Annotated in this window: 17 protein-coding genes; 10 read left to right on the forward strand and 7 right to left on the reverse strand. The window is 68.9% G+C overall.

Annotation, left to right across the window (positions count from 1 at the left end; translation table 11 throughout):
* On the reverse strand, nucleotides 1-458 hold a 458-nt coding region (locus DQP58_RS20490; RefSeq protein WP_205869495.1), incomplete at its 3' end, for a nitronate monooxygenase.
* Nucleotides 459-619: 161 nt separating this feature from the next.
* Between DQP58_RS20490 and DQP58_RS20495 the strand changes: the two genes are divergently transcribed.
* Entirely contained in the window at nucleotides 620-1,060 is a 441-nt protein-coding gene (locus DQP58_RS20495; protein WP_112710047.1) for an SPW repeat protein, read from the forward strand.
* A gap of 70 nt (nucleotides 1,061-1,130) precedes the next feature.
* Here the strand turns inward: DQP58_RS20495 and ilvD are convergent, their stop codons facing one another.
* Entirely contained in the window at nucleotides 1,131-2,843 is a 1,713-nt protein-coding gene (ilvD, locus tag DQP58_RS20500) for a dihydroxy-acid dehydratase (RefSeq protein ID WP_112710048.1), read from the reverse strand.
* Between the two features lie 118 nt (nucleotides 2,844-2,961).
* On the opposite strand from ilvD, the gene DQP58_RS20505 reads away from it, so the two are divergent.
* The 5 genes from DQP58_RS20505 to DQP58_RS20525 all read left to right on the forward strand — a co-directional run bounded on the left by DQP58_RS20505 (nucleotide 2,962) and on the right by DQP58_RS20525 (nucleotide 8,758).
* Nucleotides 2,962-3,252: a metal-sensitive transcriptional regulator gene (locus DQP58_RS20505; RefSeq protein ID WP_067179697.1), complete on the forward strand. Its 291-nt coding sequence runs from the start codon at nucleotides 2,962-2,964 to the stop codon at nucleotides 3,250-3,252.
* Nucleotides 3,253-3,386: 134 nt separating this feature from the next.
* On the forward strand, nucleotides 3,387-4,619 hold the full coding sequence (locus tag DQP58_RS20510; protein ID WP_112710049.1) for an MFS transporter: 1,233 nt from the start codon (nucleotides 3,387-3,389) through the stop codon (nucleotides 4,617-4,619).
* 117 nt (nucleotides 4,620-4,736) lie between these two features.
* On the forward strand, nucleotides 4,737-5,777 hold the full coding sequence (locus DQP58_RS20515; protein ID WP_112710050.1) for a L,D-transpeptidase: 1,041 nt from the start codon (nucleotides 4,737-4,739) through the stop codon (nucleotides 5,775-5,777).
* A gap of 139 nt (nucleotides 5,778-5,916) precedes the next feature.
* Entirely contained in the window at nucleotides 5,917-6,522 is a 606-nt protein-coding gene (locus DQP58_RS20520) for a TetR/AcrR family transcriptional regulator (protein ID WP_112710051.1), read from the forward strand.
* The gene (locus DQP58_RS20525; RefSeq protein WP_112710052.1) at nucleotides 6,512-8,758 is read left to right on the forward strand and encodes a molybdopterin oxidoreductase family protein; all 2,247 of its coding nucleotides are present in this window, start codon (nucleotides 6,512-6,514) and stop codon (nucleotides 8,756-8,758) included. Before DQP58_RS20520 ends, DQP58_RS20525 begins: the two co-directional genes overlap by 11 nt.
* On the opposite strand, the gene DQP58_RS20530 is transcribed toward DQP58_RS20525, so the two are convergent.
* The gene (locus tag DQP58_RS20530; protein ID WP_112710053.1) at nucleotides 8,742-10,730 is read right to left on the reverse strand and encodes a M13 family metallopeptidase; all 1,989 of its coding nucleotides are present in this window, start codon (nucleotides 10,728-10,730) and stop codon (nucleotides 8,742-8,744) included. The two genes, DQP58_RS20525 and DQP58_RS20530, sit on opposite strands and share 17 nt — an antisense overlap.
* A 41-nt stretch (nucleotides 10,731-10,771) precedes the next feature.
* Here DQP58_RS20530 and DQP58_RS20535 point away from each other — a divergent pair, with 41 nt between their 5' ends.
* Nucleotides 10,772-11,452: a hypothetical protein gene (locus tag DQP58_RS20535; protein ID WP_112710054.1), complete on the forward strand. Its 681-nt coding sequence runs from the start codon at nucleotides 10,772-10,774 to the stop codon at nucleotides 11,450-11,452.
* 7 nt (nucleotides 11,453-11,459) lie between these two features.
* Entirely contained in the window at nucleotides 11,460-12,143 is a 684-nt protein-coding gene (locus tag DQP58_RS20540; RefSeq protein ID WP_112710055.1) for a hypothetical protein, read from the forward strand.
* Between the two features lies 1 nt (nucleotide 12,144).
* Here DQP58_RS20540 and DQP58_RS20545 read toward each other — a convergent pair whose 3' ends face one another.
* Together DQP58_RS20545 and DQP58_RS20550 are read right to left on the reverse strand one after the other, a co-directional pair.
* Nucleotides 12,145-12,684, reverse strand: coding sequence for an XRE family transcriptional regulator (locus tag DQP58_RS20545; RefSeq protein WP_112710056.1), 540 nt, complete (start codon nucleotides 12,682-12,684; stop codon nucleotides 12,145-12,147).
* Complete coding sequence (locus DQP58_RS20550) at nucleotides 12,681-15,725, reverse strand: MMPL family transporter (protein ID WP_112710057.1); 3,045 nt, start codon at nucleotides 15,723-15,725, stop codon at nucleotides 12,681-12,683. Before DQP58_RS20550 ends, DQP58_RS20545 begins: the two co-directional genes overlap by 4 nt.
* Nucleotides 15,726-16,076: 351 nt before the next feature.
* Between DQP58_RS20550 and DQP58_RS20555 the strand changes: the two genes are divergently transcribed.
* The gene (locus DQP58_RS20555; protein WP_112710058.1) at nucleotides 16,077-16,619 is read left to right on the forward strand and encodes a hemophore; all 543 of its coding nucleotides are present in this window, start codon (nucleotides 16,077-16,079) and stop codon (nucleotides 16,617-16,619) included.
* Here DQP58_RS20555 and DQP58_RS20560 read toward each other — a convergent pair.
* On the reverse strand, nucleotides 16,616-17,845 hold the full coding sequence (locus tag DQP58_RS20560; protein ID WP_430916367.1) for a lysylphosphatidylglycerol synthase transmembrane domain-containing protein: 1,230 nt from the start codon (nucleotides 17,843-17,845) through the stop codon (nucleotides 16,616-16,618). The genes DQP58_RS20555 and DQP58_RS20560 overlap by 4 nt on opposite strands.
* 179 nt (nucleotides 17,846-18,024) lie before the next feature.
* Between DQP58_RS20560 and DQP58_RS20565 the strand changes: the two genes are divergently transcribed.
* The gene (locus DQP58_RS20565; protein ID WP_112710060.1) at nucleotides 18,025-19,173 is read left to right on the forward strand and encodes an AI-2E family transporter; all 1,149 of its coding nucleotides are present in this window, start codon (nucleotides 18,025-18,027) and stop codon (nucleotides 19,171-19,173) included.
* 34 nt (nucleotides 19,174-19,207) lie between these two features.
* On the opposite strand, the gene DQP58_RS20570 is transcribed toward DQP58_RS20565, so the two are convergent.
* A partial coding sequence (locus DQP58_RS20570) for a hypothetical protein (protein ID WP_240630006.1) occupies nucleotides 19,208-19,458 on the reverse strand: 251 nt, incomplete at its 5' end.

Below are 19,458 nucleotides of genomic sequence, written 5' to 3' on the forward strand. Positions count from 1 at the left end.
GGCACGAACTCGAGAGCCGGCATGGTCCCGACGAGATGGCCCCCAGCCTCGCGCCCTTGCGCGATCAAACCATCGGCGCCACAGGCGATCGCAGCCCGGGCCGCCGGCTCGGTGCCTACCATCACGAACACGAAGATCCCCGCCTCGCGCAGGTGCTCCACGAGCCCTCGCTTTTCGCCGAACGCCACCACGACGGCGTCCACCCGGGCGTCGACACAGACCGCGACGTGCCGGCGATGAACGAAGGGCATCAGCAGGTTCACCGCGACGGCGCGGCCCGGGGCTCGTTCTCGCACTTCATCTATCGACGCCCTTAGCCGGCGGGGCGTGTCGATGCCCAGCGTGCCCAGCGCGCCCGCCGCGGCGACGGCGCCCGCCAGTGCCGCGCCCGCCAGCCCGCCACCCATGCCGGCCTGGCCGATCGGCACATCGAGGCGAAGCCGGTCCGCGATGTCCATGCCTCAAGACGCTACGCGGGTCACCGACATAGCCCCACAACCCGGCTTGCCGGAGCGTCAATTTTCGTTGCTGGTCGACGGCGCGCGGGCGTAATCTGGACGTTAGATGGATGGGTGCGGCAACGCTCAAAAGGCTTGTCGCATAACAGAAAGGTCACAAAATGAGTACAGTCCATTCATCAATCGATCACCACCCCGATTTGTTGGCTCTTCGCGCGCGCTACGAGCGCGTTGCCGAGTCGATGAGTGCGCATGTCACGTTCGGGCTGGTCCTGTTGACGGGTCTGTACGTGGCGGCGTCGCCGTGGATCGTCGGATTCAACGGGACGGGATCGCTTGCCACGTCCGACCTTATCGTCGGGATCGCGGTGGCGTTCTTGGCCTATGGGTTCGCGACGACGCTGGATCGTGCACACGGCATGACCTGGACGCTGCCGGTGCTGGGCGTGTGGGTCATCGTGTCGACGTGGATCCTGCCGGGCGTCACGCTGACCTCCGGCATGACGTGGTCGAACGTCGTTGCGGGCGCGTTGTTGACGTTCCTGGGGCTCAACGCGACCTACTTCGGCATGCGTACCCGCGCCGCGGGCACGCACGCGTAGCCTCGAACTCGGTTAAGCGGCAAGGCGATTCGCTGACCCCGGGCAGGCTCGGTACGGCCCGGGGCGGCGATCAGCCGCAGACCGCGCCGATCGCGGCCGAGCTGACCAGCTTCACGTACTTGGCCAGCACCCCGGTCTTGTAGCGCGGCTCCGGCGGGGTGAAATCCTTGCGGCGGGCCTCGAACTCGACCGGATCGGTCAGCACGTCGAGGACGTGGTTGGCCACGTCCAGGCGGATCCGGTCGCCGTCACGCAGGAAGGCGATCGGCCCGGCGTCGACCGCCTCGGGCGCGATATGGCCGACGCACAGGCCGGTGGTCCCGCCGGAGAACCGGCCGTCGGTCAGCAGCAACACGTCCTTGCCCAGACCGGCGCCCTTGATAGCGCCGGTGATGGCCAGCATCTCGCGCATGCCCGGGCCGCCCTTGGGGCCTTCGTAACGGATCACCACTGCGTCACCCTTGGTGATGGTGCCGTCCTCCAGCGCGTCCAGGGCGGCCCGTTCGCCGTCGAAAACCCTTGCGGTGCCCTCGAACACGTCGGAATCGAAACCGGCCGACTTGACCACCGCGCCCTCGGGCGCCAGCGATCCGCGCAGGATGGTGATGCCGCCGGTCGGGTGGATGGGATTGCTCAGCGCGCGCAGTACCTTGCCGTCCGGGTCGGGCGGGGCGATCTCGGCCAGGTTCTCGGCCACGGTCGCGCCGGTCACCGTCAGGCAGTCGCCGCGCAGCAGCCCGGCGTCCAGCAGCGCCTTCATCACCACCGGCACGCCGCCGATGTGGTCGACATGCGACATCACGTGGCGGCCGAACGGTTTGACGTCGGCCAGGTGCGGCACCTTCGACCCGATCCGGCTGAAATCGTCGAGCGACAGTTCGACGTCGGCCTCGTGGGCGATGGCCAGCAGGTGCAGCACCGCGTTGGTCGAGCCGCCGAACGCCATCACCACCGCGATCGCGTTCTCGAACGCCTCCTTGGTCAGGATGTCGCGGGCGGTGATGCCGCGCCGCAGCAGTTCGACGACGGCCGCACCACTGCGCCGGGCGAACCCGTCGCGGCGGCGGTCGGTCGCCGGCGGCGCCGCGCTGCCCGGCAGGGACATCCCGAGCGCCTCGGCGGCGCTGGCCATCGTGTTGGCCGTGTACATGCCGCCGCACGCCCCCTCACCGGGACAGATCGCCCGCTCGATGGCGTCGACGTCCTCACGCGGCATCAGGCCCCGGGCGCACGCACCGACCGCCTCGAACGCGTCGATGATGGTGACCTCGCGCTCGGTGCCGTCGGACAGCTTGGCGATGCCGGGCAGGATGGAGCCGGCGTAGAGGAACACCGAGGCCAGGTCCAGCCGTGCGGCGGCCATCAGCATCCCGGGCAGCGACTTGTCGCAGCCGGCCAGCAGCACCGAGCCGTCCAGGCGTTCGGCCTGCATGACGGTCTCGACGCTGTCGGCGATCACCTCGCGCGACACCAGGGAGAAGTGCATGCCCTCGTGGCCCATCGAGATGCCGTCGGACACCGAGATGGTGCCGAACTCGAGGGGATACCCGCCGGCCGAGAACACGCCCTCCTTGACGGCCTTGGCGAGCCGGTCCAGCGAGAGGTTGCACGGGGTGATCTCGTTCCACGACGACGCGACCCCGATCTGCGGCTTGGCGAAGTCCTCGTCTCCCATGCCTACGGCCCGCAGCATGCCCCGGGCGGCGGCCTTCTCCAGGCCGTCGGTGACGTCACGACTACGCGGCTTGATGTCGGCGGTGGTGGCCGAATCGGTGGTGGGCATTGCTCAAGTATGCGCTGGCCAGTCGCGATGCCCATTTCCGGGGTGATACCCCGATGGGGTATAAGCTGGAGTTCGGCGTGATGCCGCCGACGGGCGGCCGAGTGAGCAGGGGTGGCAGATGACCGACGAGCACGGGTACTCGCAGCAGAAGGACAACTACGCCAAACGGCTTCGGCGCATCGAGGGCCAGGTCCGTGGCATCGCCCGGATGATCGAGGAGGACAAATACTGCATCGATGTCCTCACCCAGGTCAGCGCCGTCAACAGCGCCCTGCGGTCGGTCGCCCTGAATTTGCTGGACGAGCACCTGAACCACTGCGTCACCCGCGCCGTCGCCGAAGGCGGCGATGACGCCCAGGCCAAGCTCGACGAGGCCTCCGCTGCAATCGCGCGGCTGGTTCGTTCCTGATTGGTGACGCAGTTGAGACCTGCGTAGCGGCCCTGATTCAGGGGGAGAAGTAGTTGCGGTCCGTACGGTAAGGCAGTGTGATCGCATTAGGCGCGACAACCCAGGAAGTGGGTAGTCCGGCCGATACAGAAGCCATGACTGCCGAAATTAATGCTGCCGCGCGAACGTGGACCCCACGGATCGCGGCTCAGTTGGCTGTGCTGGCGGCCGCGGCGTTCACCTACGTCACCGCCGAGATCCTGCCGGTGGGCGCGCTGCCGGCCATCGCCCGTGACCTGCACGTCAGCCTGTTCGCGGTGGGCACGTTGCTGACCTGGTATGCCTTCGTGGCGGCGCTGACGACGTTTCCGCTGGTGCGCTGGACGGCGCATTGGCCCCGGCGTCGTGCGCTCATGCTCAGCCTGACCTGCCTGACCGCCTCACAGGTCATTTCGGCGCTGGCCCCCAGTTTCGCGGTGCTGGCCGCCGGGCGGGTGCTTTGCGCGATCACCCACGGCCTGCTCTGGGCGGTCATCGCACCGATCGCCACCCGGCTGGTGCCGCCCAGCCACGCCGGCCGCGCCACCATGTCGATCTACGTCGGCACCAGCCTGGCGCTGGTGGTGGGCAGCCCGCTGACCGCGGCGCTGAGCCTGATGTGGGGCTGGCGCCTGGCCGTCGTGTGCGTCACCGTCGCGGCCGCCGCCGTGACGATCGCCGCCCGCCTGATGCTGCCGGAGATGGTGCTCACCTCCGACCAGCTCGCCCACGTGGGTCCGCGGTCGCGACACCACCGCAACCCGCGGCTGATCCTGGTCAGCGTGCTGGCGATGATCGCCGTCACCGGCCATTTCGTCTCCTACACCTACATCGTCGAGATCATCCGCAACGTGCTCGGGGTGCGCGGGCCGAACCTCGCCTTCGTGCTGGCCGCCTACGGGCTGGCCGGCCTGCTGTCGCTGCCGCTGGTGGCCCGGCCGCTGGACCACCGGCCCAAGAGCGCGATCATCCTGTGCACCACGGGGTTGACGGCGGCCTTCGTGGCGCTGACCGCCCTGGCGATCGGTGGCCGGACCGGCGTGGCCACCGCGCTCATCGGGACCGCCGCCATCGTGCTGTGGGGGGCGATGGCCACCGCGGTCTCGCCGATGATGCAATCCGCCGCGATGCGCAACGGGGCCGACGACCCCGACGGTGCGTCGGGGCTCTACGTCACCGCGTTCCAGGTCGGCATCATGGCCGGCTCGCTGGCCGGTGGCCTGCTCTTCGAGCGCAGCGTCACGATGATGCTGACCGCGTCGGCGGCCCTGATGGCCGTCGCCCTGGCCGGCATCGTGGCCAACCGGCGGATGCTGGATGTTGCTCCGACAAGCTCACCCGATTCATAGCCGCCCAGCTCAACCACGCAATCAGCGCCGCTTTCGGGCCCGGTTCGGCCGCGGCTGACGATAGCTGGGGCGTGCCCTATGCCACACTGTGTCGAGAACACGAGTGGAGGTATGCGTATGTCGGGCAGGACGCGGGCCAGGGCCGGAAAGGGCCTCTTCGCCGCTCTGAACACCGCCGGCTTGGCGTCCGTCGTGGGCATGGCGCTGGTGCTGAGTGCGGCTCCCGCACTGGCGGATCCGGACCCGGCCCCCGCTGACCCGGGCGCGGTCGCGGCTCCGCCTGCACCACCCGCGCCACCCGACCCGTTCGCGCCGCAGCCCCCGGCCGATCCGCTGGCGGCCCCGCCGCCGCCCAACCCGCTGGCGCCGCCGCCATGGGTTCCGCCGGGCGCCCAACCCGCCGCGGCCGCCGCTGATGGGCAGAACAACACGCCGTTCACCGGCACGGCGCCGTTCGGGCCGCCGTCGTTCGTCCCGAAGAGCGGCTCGACCGTGGGCGTGGGCCAGCCGATCATCATCAACTTCCCGGGCACGGTCGAGAACGCCGACGCGGCGATCGCGGCGGTGCACGTCTCGTCGGTCCCGCCGGTGCCGGGCAAGTTCTACTGGATGACCCCGACCCAGCTGCGCTGGCGGCCGATCAACTTCTGGCCCGCCCACACCGCCGTGACGGTCGACGCCGGCGGCACCGTGTCCACCTTTCAGACCGGTGACACGCTGATTGCCACCGCCGACGACGCCACGCACCAGCTGACCGTCACCCGCAACGGCACCGTGGAGAAGACCTTCCCGATGTCGATGGGCATGACGTCGGGTAATCACCAGACGCCCAACGGCACCTATTACGTCCAGGACAAGAAGGCCTCGGTGGTGATGGACTCCTCGACCTACGGCGTGCCGGTCAACTCGACTTACGGCTACAAGGTCACGGTGGAGGACGCGGTCCGCTTCGACAACGTCGGCGACTACGTGCACAGCGCGCCGTGGTCGGTGGACGACCAGGGCAAGCGCGACGTCAGCCACGGCTGCATCAACATCAGCCCCACCAACGCCAAGTGGTTCTTCGACAACTTCGGTCCCGGTGACCCGATCGTCGTGAAGAACTCCAGTGGCGGCAATTACAAGAAGAACGACGGCTCCGCCGACTGGATGAACTAACCCGCAGCGACAGCGCAAATCGCCCATTCCCCAGCGGGAATGGGCGATTTGCGGTTAGGCGGGTTTTTGTTGCTTGGGGTTCCGCTCGCCGGCGCGTTATGTATAGCATCATACATATTCCAATGGCTGAGGAGCTGCGATGCGTAGTCCACGCGAGCGGATGGTCGTGTCTGCCGCGCTGCTGATCCGCGAACGGGGCGCGCGCGCCACCGCCATCTCCGACGTGCTCGAACACAGCGGCGCGCCGCGGGGGTCGGCCTACCACTACTTCCCCGGCGGGCGCACCCAGTTGCTCTGCGAGGCCGTCGACTTCGCCGGCGAGTACGTCGCCGCCGTGATCGCCGGCGCGGACGACGGACTGCAACTGGTCGACACGTTGATCGACCAGTACCGCCGGCAGCTGCTCGATACCGACTTCCGCGCCGGCTGCCCGATCGTGGCGGTCTCCGTCGAGGCGGGCGAACAGGACGCCGAGCGCATGGCTCCAGTGGTCGCACGCGCCGCCGCGGCCTTCGACCGGTGGAACGACCTGATCGCCGCGCGGTTGATCGCCGACGGTGTTCCGCGGGAGCGGGCGAGCGAGCTGGCCGTCCTGGCCACCACCGCACTCGAGGGTGCGATCGTGCTGGCCCGGGTGCGACGCGACCTGATGCCCCTCGACGTCGTCCATCGCCAGCTGCGCGAGCTGCTGTTGGCCACCTCGTCCTATCAGGCAGCCCGAAAGGACACCCGCAATGACCGGTGAATGGCAACCCAGCGCATGCATTCTGTGCGAATGCAACTGTGGCATCGTGGTTCAAGTCGAGGATCGCCGGCTGGCCCGCATCCGCGGTGACAAGGCCCATCCCGCCTCGCAGGGTTACACCTGCAATAAGGCGTTGCGGCTGGACCACTATCAGAACAGCCGTGCCCGGCTGACCTCGCCGCTGCGCCGCCGCGCCGACGGCAGCTACGAGGAGATCGACTGGGACACCGCGATTGTGGAGATCGCCGAGGGCTTCAAACACATCCGCGACAGCTACGGCGGGGACAAGATCTTCTACTACGGCGGCGGCGGGCAGGGCAACCACCTGGGCGGGGCGTACAGCGGCGCCTTCCTCAAGGCCTTGGGTTCGCGTTACCGGTCAAACGCGCTGGCGCAGGAGAAAACCGGCGAGGCCTGGGTCGACGGGCAGCTGTACGGCGGCCACACCCGGGGTGAGTTCGAGCACGCCGAGGTGGCGGTGTTCGTGGGAAAGAACCCCTGGATGTCGCAGAGCTTTCCGCGGGCCCGGGTGGTGCTCAACGAGATCGCCAAGGATCCGAACCGCTCGATGATCGTCATCGATCCCGTGGTCACCGACACCGCCAAGATGTCCGACTTCCACCTGCGGGTGCGGCCCGGCACCGACGCGTGGTGCCTGGCCGCGCTGGCCGCCATCCTCGTGCAGGAAAACCTCTGCGACGAAGCGTTTCTCGCCGAGCACGTGCGCGGCGCCGACGCCGTGCGTGCCGCGCTGCGCGAGATTCCGGTGGCCGGCTACGCGCAGCACTGCGGGGTGGACGAGCAACTGCTGCGCGCGGCGGCGCGGCGCATCGGCACCGCGGCCAGCGTCTCGGTGTTCGAGGACCTCGGGGTACAGCAGGCACCCAACAGCACGCTGTGCTCGTATCTGGACAAACTGCTGTGGATCTTCACCGGTAATTTCGCGAAACGGGGCGGCCAGCACCTGCATTCGGCGTTCGCGCCGCTGTTCGGCCAGTTCTCCGGCCGCACACCGGCGACGGGCGCCCCGATCATTTCCGGGCTGGTGCCCAGCAATGTGGTGCCCGAGGAAATCCTGACCGATCACCCCGACCGCTTCCGGGCCATGATCGTCGAAAGCAGCAATCCGGCTCACTCACTGGCGAATTCGGCCGCCTGCCGCGAGGCGTTCGGATCACTGGAGCTGATGGTGGTCATCGACGTCGCGATGACCGAGACGGCCAGACTCGCCCACTATGTGCTTCCCGCCGCCTCCCAGTTCGAGAAGCCGGAGGCCACCTTCTTCAACCTGGAATTCCCGCACAACACTTTCCAGCTGCGCCGCCCACTGCTGCAACCCTTGCCGGGCACCCTGCCCGAACCCGAGATCTGGGCGCGGTTGGTGCGGGCGCTCGGGGTGGTGGACGACGCGGACCTGCGGCCCCTGCACGAGGCCGCGCAGCGGGGACGGCAGGCCTACACCGAGGCGTTCCTCTCCGCCGTCGCCACCAATCCGACTGTAGCGCAGCTGCTTCCATATGTTCTCTACGAGACGCTGGGGCCCACGCTGCCGGATGGACTGCGCGGTGCCGCCGCCCTGTGGGGCCTCGCGCAGAAGACCGCGATGAGCTACCCGGACGCCGTGCGGCGCGCCGGTCACGCCGACGGCAACGCACTGTTCGACGCGATCATGGACAGCCCGTCGGGAGTGACGTTCACCGTGCACAACTACGAGGACGACTTCGCGTTGATCAGCCACGCCGACCGCAAGATCGCCCTGGAAATCCCCGCGATGCTCGACGAACTGGGGGCGCTGAACCGCACCCCGCCCCGGCTGACCACGCCGGATTTCCCGATCGTGCTGTCGGTGGGGGAGCGGCGCGCGTATACCGCCAACGACATCTTCCGCGACCCGGCCTGGCGCAAGCGCGACGCCGACGGCGCACTGCGGGTCAGCGTCGAGGACGCCCAGGCCCTGGGGCTCGTCGACGGCTGCCGGGCCCGCATCAGCACGGCGGCCGGCAGCGCCGAGGCCACCGTCGAGATCACCGAGACCATGCTTCCCGGACATGCCGCCCTGCCCAACGGATTCGGGCTCGACTACGTCGGCGACGACGGGCGCACCGTCACCCCGGGTGTCGCCCCGAACGCGCTCACCTCGACCGAATGGCGCGATCCCTACGCCGGCACGCCGTGGCACAAGCACGTCCCCGCAAGGATCGAGGCCGCCCAGGTGAGGGTCAGTTCCAGATCTTGACCCGGTTGTCCGGTTCGAGGAACAGCGCGCCGGCATCGGCGCCGTCGAAGGCGTCGTAGAAGGCGTCCATGTTGCGCAGCACGCCGTTGCAGCGGAACTCCGGCGGCGAGTGCGGATCCACCGCCAGGCGCCGGATCGCCTCGGCCTCACGGGATTTGGTGCGCCATACCTGGGCCCACCCGTAGAACACCCGCTGCACGCCGGTCAGGCCGTCGATGACCGGAGCCGGCTGGCCGTTCAGTGACAACTGGTAAGCCAGCAGCGCGATCGACAAGCCGCCCAGGTCGCCGATGTTCTCCCCGACGGTGAACGCGCCGTTGACGTGGTGTTCGCTCGCCAGTCCCCGCGGCGTGTAGGCGTCGTACTGCTCGATGAGAGCCTTTGTGCGGGTGCCGAACTCGGCGCGGTCGGCGTCGGTCCACCAGTCCACCAGATTGCCGTCGCCGTCGTACTTGGCGCCCTGGTCGTCGAAGCCGTGGCCAATCTCGTGGCCGATCACCGCGCCGATGCCGCCGTAGTTGGCCGCGTCGTCGGACTCGGCGTCGAAGAACGGCGGCTGCAAAATGGCTGCCGGAAAGACGATTTCGTTCATCCCCGGGTTGTAGTAGGCGTTGACGGTCTGCGGTGTCATGAACCACTCGTCCTTGTCCACGGGCCCGCCCAGCTTGGCCAGCTCGCGGTCGTGGTTGACGGCGTACCCGCGCTGGTAGTTGCCGTACAGGTCGGCGCGGTCGATCACCAGCGCGGAGTAGTCACGCCACTTCGTGGGGTAGCCGACCTTGGCGGTGAACTTGTCCAGCTTGGTCAGCGCCCGCTCGCGGGTCGCCGGTGTCATCCAGTCGAGGTCGCTGATGCTGATCCGGTAGGCCGCCCGCAGGTTGGTCACCAGTTCGTCGATGCGGGCCTTCGCCCCGGGCGGGAAATGCCGTTGCACGTAGAGCTTTCCGACGGCGTCGCCCATCAGGTTCTCCACCAGCGACACCGCGCGCTTCCACCGATCGCGGATCTGCTCGGTGCCGGTCAGCAGGCGGCCGTAGAAGTCGAAGTCCGCGGACACCAGCTCGTCGGTCAGCCAGGCGGCCCGGGCGCGGATCAACCGCCACCGCGCCCAGCTCTTCCACACCTCGAGGTCTTCGTTGCGCCATAGCTCGGCGAAGGTGCGCAGGTAATCAGGTTGGCGCACAATCACTTCCGCGAGGGACTCCGGGTCGGCGCCGAGCGCGCCGGCCCAGCCGGCCCAATCGAACCCCACCGCCTCGTCGCGAAGTTCGGCGAACGTGCGCAGGTTGTAGGTGAGGTCGGCGTCGCGGCGCTTGACCACATCCCAGTGTGCCTCGGCCAGCCTGGCCTCCAGCGCGACGATGCGGTCGGCGGTCGCAATGTGGTCGGCCGGATCGCCGCCGAACACCAGGGCGAACATCCGCGCGATGTGCGCCGGGTAGGCCTCCAGCACCTGGGCGTGACGCTCTTCGCGGTAATAGGACTCATCGGGCAGCCCGAGCCCGGACTGGGTGAAGTGCACCAGGTAGCGCGCCGAGTTCTTGGCGTCGGTGTCCACGTACACCCCGACGCCGCCGCCCGCGCCGGTGCGCTGCAGGGCACCGATGGCCCGGGCCAGCGCCTCGGCATCGGCGGCGTCGTCGATCACGGCCAGCTCGTCGAGCAGCGGCCGCACGCCCCGGCGTTGCACGGTGTCCTCGTCGAGGAAGCTGGCATACAGGTCGCCGATGCGTTGCGCGTCGTCGTCGCCGGCGGCCGAACCCTGGCGGCTGGCCTCGACGATCAGGTCGCGCACCTGTTCCTCGGCGCGGTCATAGAGCTGCCGGAACGCCCCGTCGGTCGCCCGGTCCGCCGGTATCTCGTATTCGGCCAGCCAGCGGCCGTTGACGTGACCGAACAGGTCGTCTTGGGGGCGGATGCTGTCGTCGACAAAGCTCAGGTCGATGCCCGAGCGGATGGCCGTATTCGTCACCCCGCCATCCTTCCATCTTTCCCGAGTGCAACGATCGGGCCATGTCCGACGGCGAGCGAACCGAGGCACCTGCCGATGAAGCTGTCGTCGACGTCGACCCCGAGGCCGACGTCGAAGCGGACTCGAACCACGATGCCGACGCAGACGAATCCGAAAGCGATCGCGTCTTTTCCCATTACGGCGTCGCGTCCGCGGTCCTCGGGGTGCTGTCGGTGGCAGCGGTGGCGCTCGGCTTAGTCATCTGGTCCGACCACCGCGACCAGGTCGCCGAACGCGGCTATTTGAGCCGGGCCATGCAGACCGCCGCGGAGTGGGCGAACGTATTGATCAACATGAACAGTGGCAACGTCGACGCCAGCCTGCAGCGGCTGCACGACGGCACGGTCGGCGAACTCAACACCGACTTCGACGCCGCCGTGCAGCCGTACAAGGCGGTCGTGGAGAAGCTGCAGTCCAAAAGCGCCGGTCGCATCGAAGCGGTGGCGATCGAGACCGTGCACCATGACCTGGACATTCAGCCGGCGGGCGCGGGGCCTCCAAGAGAGATAGTCACCACCAAGCTGCCGCCGTTCGCGAGCCGCACCGACTCGGTGATGCTGATCGCCACGTCGGTCAGCGAAAACGTCGGAGCCAAGCCGCAAACCGTGCACTGGAACCTGCGGCTGGACGTCTCCGACGTGGACGGCAAGCTGATGATCTCCGGATTGGCTTCGATCAGGTGAGGATCCGATGAGGAACATCTGGCGGCTGTTCGCCTTCGACGTCGCGGCCCCGCTGGCCGCCATCGCGGCGCTGCTGGCCATCGGGCTGGTGCTGGGCTGGCCGCTGTGGTGGGTGTCGGTGTGTTCGGTGCTGATCCTGCTGATCGTCGAAGGCGTGGCGATCAATTTCTGGCTGCTGCGCCGCGATTCGGTCAGCGTGGGCACCGACGACGACGCGCCGGGACTGCGCCTGGCGGTCGTGCTGCTGTGCGCGGCGGCACTGACGGCCGCCGTGGCGACCGGCTACACGCACTGGACCAGGGCGGACAGCGACTTCACCAACGACTCCCGCAAGGTCGTTCAGATCGCCACCGGCATGGCGGAGGCGATGGCATCGTTCAGCCCCACCGCCCCGACCGATTCCATCGACCGGGCCACGGCGACGATCGTCCCGGAGCATGCGGCCGCGTTCAAGGAGCAGTACTCCAAATCCAGCGCCGATCTGGCCCAGCACAATGTCACCGCCCAGGCCACCACGGTTTCGGCCGGAGTCGAGGCGCTCGGACCGTCGGCCGCCAGCGTGGCGGTGGTCCTGCGGGTCACCCAGAACACCCCGGGACAGCCGCCCAGTCAGGCGGCGCCGGCGCTGCGGGTGACGCTGACCAAGCGCGGCGGCGACTGGCTGGTCGCCGACGTGCTGCCGGTGCGATAGATCAGTTGGCTTCGGCTGAGCGCGCGGACTTCACCTTGACGAACCGGTCCGACAAGCGCCGGATCCGGATCATCAGCGCGGCCGTCGGGCTGGTGCTGCCGTCGAGGTAGCCGTCCAGCTCCTCGGCGGTGACCCCGATGCGGGACGCGAATTCCTGCGGGGCGAGACCCGATCGGTCGATCAAGAGCCGCACGTGGCGGGCGACCTCGGCGCGTTCGTTGGCCTCCAGGTGGGTGCGGGCCCGCTCGAGCACCTCCCACAGCGCCTTGGCGATGCCGTAGGGCCGGGTGCCCTCGAGGACCTCTTCGACCTGGCGGGCGGTCCGCCCGTACGGGTCGCGCTTGAGCGCGCCGGCGATGCGCTTCCAGGTCGCGATGTCACCGCCCTGCAAGGCCGACCGGATGGCGGCCGTCGGCCAGAACTCCACCGGCTGCTCGGGGTCCTGGAAGGGCCCTCCAGTGGGTCCGTTGCCGCGTTGACGCTGGTCGGGACCCGGCCGGTGGGGCGGCGGCGCGGAGCGTCGGTCGGGTGCCAACGTCACCTCGCCTCCTCCAGCATCGCCACGGCCACCGACAGGCAGCGCTGCCGGATTTCCTCCCAATCCGAGCCCGGGTCGGCGTCCGATCCCTGGTCTTCCGGGTGGTCGCAGGGGTTGGGATCTGCGAGTCGACGGACCAACTGGGTGGCAATCCACTGCCGCCTGGACGATCTACAACAGTAATACCTGTCCATTCCGGCCAGCACCACCGCGGCGGTCTCGGGCTCCAATGAATCGACCATGTCTGCAAAGTCGGCATAATCGCGCCGACTGTTACGGCTCATGATCAGGTAGCCCTTCAGCCGCAGGGTCTCGGCACCGGTCGGAACCAGCAGCCGGTCACCGGTGGGCAGCTGCACGTTGGTGGTCTCCACCGGGCTGCGCCGTTCGTATTCGGGCCCGTCGCCCGCCCCGGCGGTGTCGTTTTCCAGCGCGTCGATCGCGACCGACAGGCGTCCCCGCCACAGCGTCACCGGGTGAACCGGCCGGTCGGTCCCGGCGATGGCCTTGGCGATGCCGTTGCGCGAGGTCAGCCCGCCGACCAGCTTCTTGGTCGCCAGGGAGCCGTTGGTGTGGCCGTTGGAGCCGGGTTTCTTGTCGGCCGCGCCCACGCCGACGCTGACCCGCTCTTCGCTGAGCGCGACCTGGTGGGGGATCTGCCCGGGGCCCAGGCCGCGCGGCTGGTCCTCGTCGGCGCCGGAGACCGCCTGGGCGGCGTTGCGGCCGCAGCCGGTGAACGCGAGAGGATCGGCCACGCAGATGGCGTCGGGGGCCAGCTGCTTGAGCTTCGCGGCGGACTTGAGCACCATGCGCAGGTCGGCGTTGGGCGCCACCAGCGCCGAGATGTCGTCGGGGATGACGACGACATCGCCGAGGTCGACCTCGGGCAGCGGCCGGTCGAAGTCGACCGACGGCAGCACGCGCGACAGCCAGGGCGGCAGCCACCAGTTCCACTGGGCGAACATCGCCATCAGCGCCGGCACCATCACCAGCCGCACCACGGTGGCGTCCACCGCGATCGCGACGGCGCAGGCGACGCCGATCTCGGCCACCAGCGGCATGCCGGCGAACGCGAACCCGACGAACACCGCGATCATGATCAGCGCGGCACTGGTGATGGTGCGCGCGCTGGTGCTGACGCCATAGGCCACCGCATCGCGGGTGTTACCGGAGTGCAGGAAGCGCTCCCGGATGCGGGTGAGCAGGAAAATCTCGTAGTCCATCGACAACCCGAAGGTCATCGCGAGCACCAGCGGGGGAACGGTGCTGTCGATCGAGCTGATCTGAGCGAAGCCGAGGTCCTTCAGCCACCCCCACTGGAACACCATCACCAGGCTGCCGTAGGCGGCGGCGACGGACAGCAGCGTCATCAGCACGCCCTTGAACGCCAGGAACACCGAGTGAACCGACACCAGCAGCATCACGAACGCGATCAGCGCCACGATGCCCAGCACCAGCGGCTCGGTCTTGGACACCTGATCGTCGAAGTCCTTGATCAGCGCGGTCGGGCCGCCGACGTCCACCCGCGCCGTGCCCGCCTCGGGGATCTTGGGCAGCTGCGCACGCATCCAGCCGACGGTCTCGCGGGCCTTCATGTCCTCGGGATCCACCGACAACACCGCCGAGAGCAGCGCGCTGCCGTTGTCCTCGGCGAACTGCGGCGGCGACACCGACACGATGTTGGGTGCCTGCGACATCCGCTGGCGGATCGCGCCGACGGTGTGGCTGTGCTCCGGGGAGGCCGCGCCGCCGTCGGGGAAGTTGATCAGCACCCGGATGGGGCCCAACGCGCCGGGACCCAGCGCCTGAGCCGCCGCGCCCACCCCGGCGCGGATTTCGTGCGACGAGTCGAACTGGCGCAGCAGGCTGTTGCCCAGCACCATCGACGCGGCCGGCGCCGCCATCACGAGCAACACCAGCGACGCCGCCAGCGCCGACATCCACGGCCGGCGCATCACCCAGCCGATCCAGCGGTTCCAGAACCGGGACTGGGTGCTTTCCGGGCGGCGCGACCAGTGCAGCAGGGCCGATCGCTTGGCGGCCGCCCGGCCGAACGTCGCCAGCGCCGCCGGCGTCAACGTCGTCGAGGTCAGCATGGCCACGGCCACCGCCAGGATGGCACCGGTGGCCATCGATTTCAGCGCCGGGGTGTTGATCACGTAAATCCCGGTGAGCGAGGCGATCACCGTCATCCCGGACAGCACCACGGCCAGGCCAGAGGTGGCCATCGCGGCGTCGACGGCCTCGCGGGGCTGCCGTCCGGTGCGCAGTTCCTCCCGGAACCGCATCAGGATGAACAGCGAGTAGTCGACGGCCAGCGCGATCCCGAACATCGACACCGTCGAGGTCACGAAGACCGACATGGTGGTGTAGGCGGACAGCAGATAGACCAGGCCCATGGTGACCACGACCGTGCAGACGCCCAGCGCCAGCGGGATGGCCGCGGCGGCCAGCGAGCCGAACACGGCGAGCAGCACGATCAGGATGACCGGCAGGTTCCATTTCTCGGCCGCGGCGATGTCGTGCTTGGTGTTGGCCGCGGCGGCGGCCGACAACGCGCCCTGCCCGATGACGTAGAGCCGGACCCGGCCGTTGGCGGTCTGGCCGGGTTGATCGCCCTTGATGCCGACCTTGGTGCGCAGCTGCTTGGCCACGTCGCTGGTGTTACGGGAATCCAGCCGCACCGACAGCACGTAGGGCCGGTCGGGCTGCGGCGGCCGCTGGGTGGGGTTGGGGATCTCGGTGGTGCCGGGGATGCCGGCCGCGATCTGCCGCAGCTGCGCGACGGCGTCGTTCATGTCCTGGTAGCTGGCGTCGGGACGGGGTGCGGCCACCAGCGCCAGCGACGACCCGCCCTGGTCGTGGTAGAGCTCCTCGAGCTGGTCGTGGACCGCCAGCGACTGCGATCCGGCCACGTCGAACCCGCCGCCGGTGAGATTGCCCGACTGTGTCAGCGCCAGATAGACGGCAGGAACCAATGCCAGCAACCAGCCTGTGAAGACCAACCAGCGGTACTTACGCAGGCTGCGGCTGAGGCGCATCATTAACTGCTGGATTTTTCCGCTCCCCGGTTCTCGCGTAACGCGTGTTGGCGACGATACCGCAGCAGGCTGTGGATTATGCGGGCTTATCTAGTTCCTGAGCTGCGACGACGGTGTTGTTGCCAAGACGCTGCGAAGACGTTGTGAACTGGTGACCAAGCGGGATTTCGATCACATATCCCGTCGCCGCCTTTGTTCGGACTGGCAGCGCTGATATTCGCGGTGGCAGGATGTCGGATGGCCCGCGCGGCCCCGGGGGACTCGGGGAGGCCTGCGCTGAAGCGGGCCGTCTGTTGCAGCCGTTTGCGAGGCGCCCATCCGGCGCGGTCCGTCGCAAACTCGAAGGAGTTACCCATGACGAGAGCCACCGCTGGACGAGGTCGCAGAATCTTCGCCGGGCTGGTCGCCGCCGCGGTGCCCGGAGCCGCCGCCGCGGTGTTCGCCGGCGCGCCGGCGACCGGCGCGAACGACCCCTGCGCGGCCAGCGAGGTTGCCCGCACGATCGGCTCGGTGTCCAAGTCGATGGGTGACTACCTGGATTCGCACCCGGCGACCAACCAGACGATGACCTCGATGCTCCAGCAGCAGGCGGGTCCGCAGTCGGTGAACGGGCTGAAGTCCTACTTCGACGCCAACCCCAAGGTGGCCGGCGACATGACGTCGATCGCCCAGCCGCTGACCAGCCTGTCGCTGCAGTGCAAGCTGCCGATCTCCATCCCGCAGGCGCTGGGCATGGTGCAGCAGGCGCAGGGCGCGGCCGGTGGGCTGCCCGCGCTGCCTGCGAACCCCGCGCCGGCGTCGCCGTTGGGCGGGACCACCGGTGGCGCCCCGGCGGCGTCACCGCCCGCGGCGACCAACCCACTGCCCGGTCCGCCACGCGGGAACACCGTCGGCTAGAGCTGGCTGTCCGTCTCCGGATTCCGATCGACCGGGTTTTTATCTGCCGGATTCCGGTCCGGCGGTAACGGCCCCTGCAGCGCCGCCTCGGTCGGGTCGGCCGCGGCGTCGGCGGCGATCGGGACGACGGGCAGCGGACCGGTGATCGGGTCCTCGTCGGAGTCGGTGACGTTCTCGGTGCGGAACACGAAGAAGAACACCACCCAGCCGATCGCCGAGATGAGCAGCCAGCTGATCAGCCGGTAGATCAGCATCGCCGAGATCGCGTTGGGCAGCGACATCCCGCTGGACACCAGGCCGGGCACCAGCACCGCCTCGACGATCAACAGCCCGCCGGGCATCAGCGGGATCGTGCCGACCGCGCGGGCGGCCGCGTAGGCCACTGTCAGCCCGGCCACCGAGGCGTGGTCCCCGGCGGCGTAGGCGGCAAACCCCAGGCAGGCGACGTCGGCGATCCAGTTGAACATCGACCAGCCGAACGCCACGCTGAGGTCGCGCCGGCCCAGGCTCACCGACTCCAGTTGCATCAGCGTCTCGCGCCACTTGTCCAGGCCGGCCTCGGCCGGCCTGCCGCGAATCGAGTTGACCCACGCGAGGACCCGGCTGCCGATGCCGTCGATCAGCTCCGGGCGCGACGCGACGGCCTGGGCCAGCAGCAGCAACGCCACGAACCCGCCGAGGGTGAACAGCAACGAGAACGGGTTGTTCTTCGCGCCCAGCAGGAAGGCGCCGCCCAGGCCGAGCAAAGCCAACCCCACCGCCTGCAGCACGCCCGACATCACCAGCTGCCACGACGCCACCACCGTCGAGGCGCCCCACAGCCGCTGCTGGCGGAACAGGAAGGTCGCCGACAGCACGGGCCCGCCGGGCATGGTGGTGCTCAGCGAATTGGCAGCGTAGAAGGCCGCCTCAGACCGCAACTGCTTGACATGCACGCCCGCCGACCTGAGCAACGTGCGCTGGATCTGGGCAAAGCTGTGCATCGACGCGGCCGCCGCGGCCACCGAGGCGAGCAACCACCACCAGTTCGCCTCGTACAGGCTCATCCAGGCCTTGGCCAGCTGATCCCAGCCCAGCGAAACCTCGACGGCAAGCACGATCGCTACCGCGCCCAGGATCACCCAGCGCGCCCACCAGTACTTCCCCCGCGGGGTCTCGCCCGCGCAAGAAGGCGGGGGCACCTCCCGCGGGGGTGTGGCTTTATGGGCGGGTGCGTCGTGCGGCACGTGATTTAGGGTAACGGTGCAGGTGGCGCCGCGATCGCTGCGCATCGCCTACCGTGTCTCGGACGTTCCGGGGTCGTAACCGGATCGTGCCGACCGCGATGACCCCGGGCGACGCGCCGAGCCCCGCGGACACGGTCGAGACACGTTTGGCGGCACCCCGGTGCGGATAGGCTGGCCGAATGTCAGCAAACCTCGACGATGCCTCGGTCGAACCCCTTGTCCGCAAGACCGCCGCCTGGGCGTGGCGTTTGCTCGTCATCCTGATTGCCCTGCTCGCCCTGTTGTGGGTGGTCCAGAAGCTGGAAATCATCGTCGTTCCGGTGCTGGTGGCGCTGCTGTTGAGCGCGCTGCTGGTGCCGGTGGTGGACTGGCTGGACACACGCGGCATGCCCCGCGGTGGCGCGGTGGCGCTGGTGTTGCTGGGTGGCTTCGCCATCCTGGGCGGCATCCTGGCGTTCGTCATCCTGCAGTTCATCGACGGCCTGCCCGGCCTGACCGAACAGGTGACCCACAGCATCGAGTCGACGCGCCGCTGGCTGATTCACGGGCCCGCGCACCTGCGCAACGAACAGATCGACAGCGCGGGCAACGCCGCCATCGAGGCGCTGCACAACAATCAGGCGAAGCTGACCAGCGGCGCGCTGTCCACCGCTGCCACCGTCACCGAGCTGGTCACGGCGGCGGTGCTGGTGCTGTTCACGCTGATCTTCTTCCTCTACGGCGGCCGCAACATCTGGCAGTACGTCGTGCAGATCATCCCGTCGCACGTGCGTCACCGGGTGCACGAGGCCGGCAACGCCGGGTACGGATCGCTGATCGGATACGTGCGGGCCACCTTCCTGGTGGCGCTGACCGACGCGGCCGGGGTCGGCGCCGGTCTGGCGATCATGGGCATTCCCCTGGCGCTGCCGCTGGCATCGGTCGTGTTCCTCGGGGCGTTCATCCCGCTGGTCGGTGCCCTGGTCTCGGGCCTGGTGGCCGTCGTGGTTGCGCTGCTGGCCAAGGGCATCGTGTACGCGCTGATCACGCTGGGCGTGCTGATCGCGGTCAACCAGATCGAGGCCCATCTGCTGCAACCGCTGGTGATGGGTCGCGCGGTCTCGATTCATCCGCTCGGGGTGGTGCTCGCCATCTCCACCGGCGGCGTGCTGGCCGGCATCGTCGGTGCCCTGCTGGCGGTCCCGACGGTCGCGTTCCTCAACAACGCGATCCACGTGCTGCTGGCACCGGACCCAGAGGCGGAAGCCGAAAAACAGACCGAGGAAGCGGACGAAAAGACCGCGATCCTGCAGGCCGAACCGGACCAGCCCGAGAAAGCATCCGGCTGAGGCCCAAGACTTTTCGCTTGCTCCGGGTGACTGGCTACAGCCGTCCCTCGCGGCGCAGCAGATCCTGCGCGGACAGCCCGCCGCCGGAGCGTCGGCGTTGCCGGGCCGGGTCGCCGTTTTCGTCCTGCTCGTGCGCGTTCACCTGCTCGGTGGCCGCGTTCGGGTCATTCAGGCCCGAGCCCCCCGCCCGCATTTTCGGGAGGGCGGTGGTGGGTTCGGCGGCGTCGCTGTCGTCGGAACGGTTGCCGGGCACCGGAATGGCCCGCGTCTGATCGCCCGACGGTG

This window comes from Mycobacterium colombiense (assembly GCF_003284975.1).
GTDB classification, from domain to species: domain Bacteria; phylum Actinomycetota; class Actinomycetes; order Mycobacteriales; family Mycobacteriaceae; genus Mycobacterium; species Mycobacterium europaeum_A.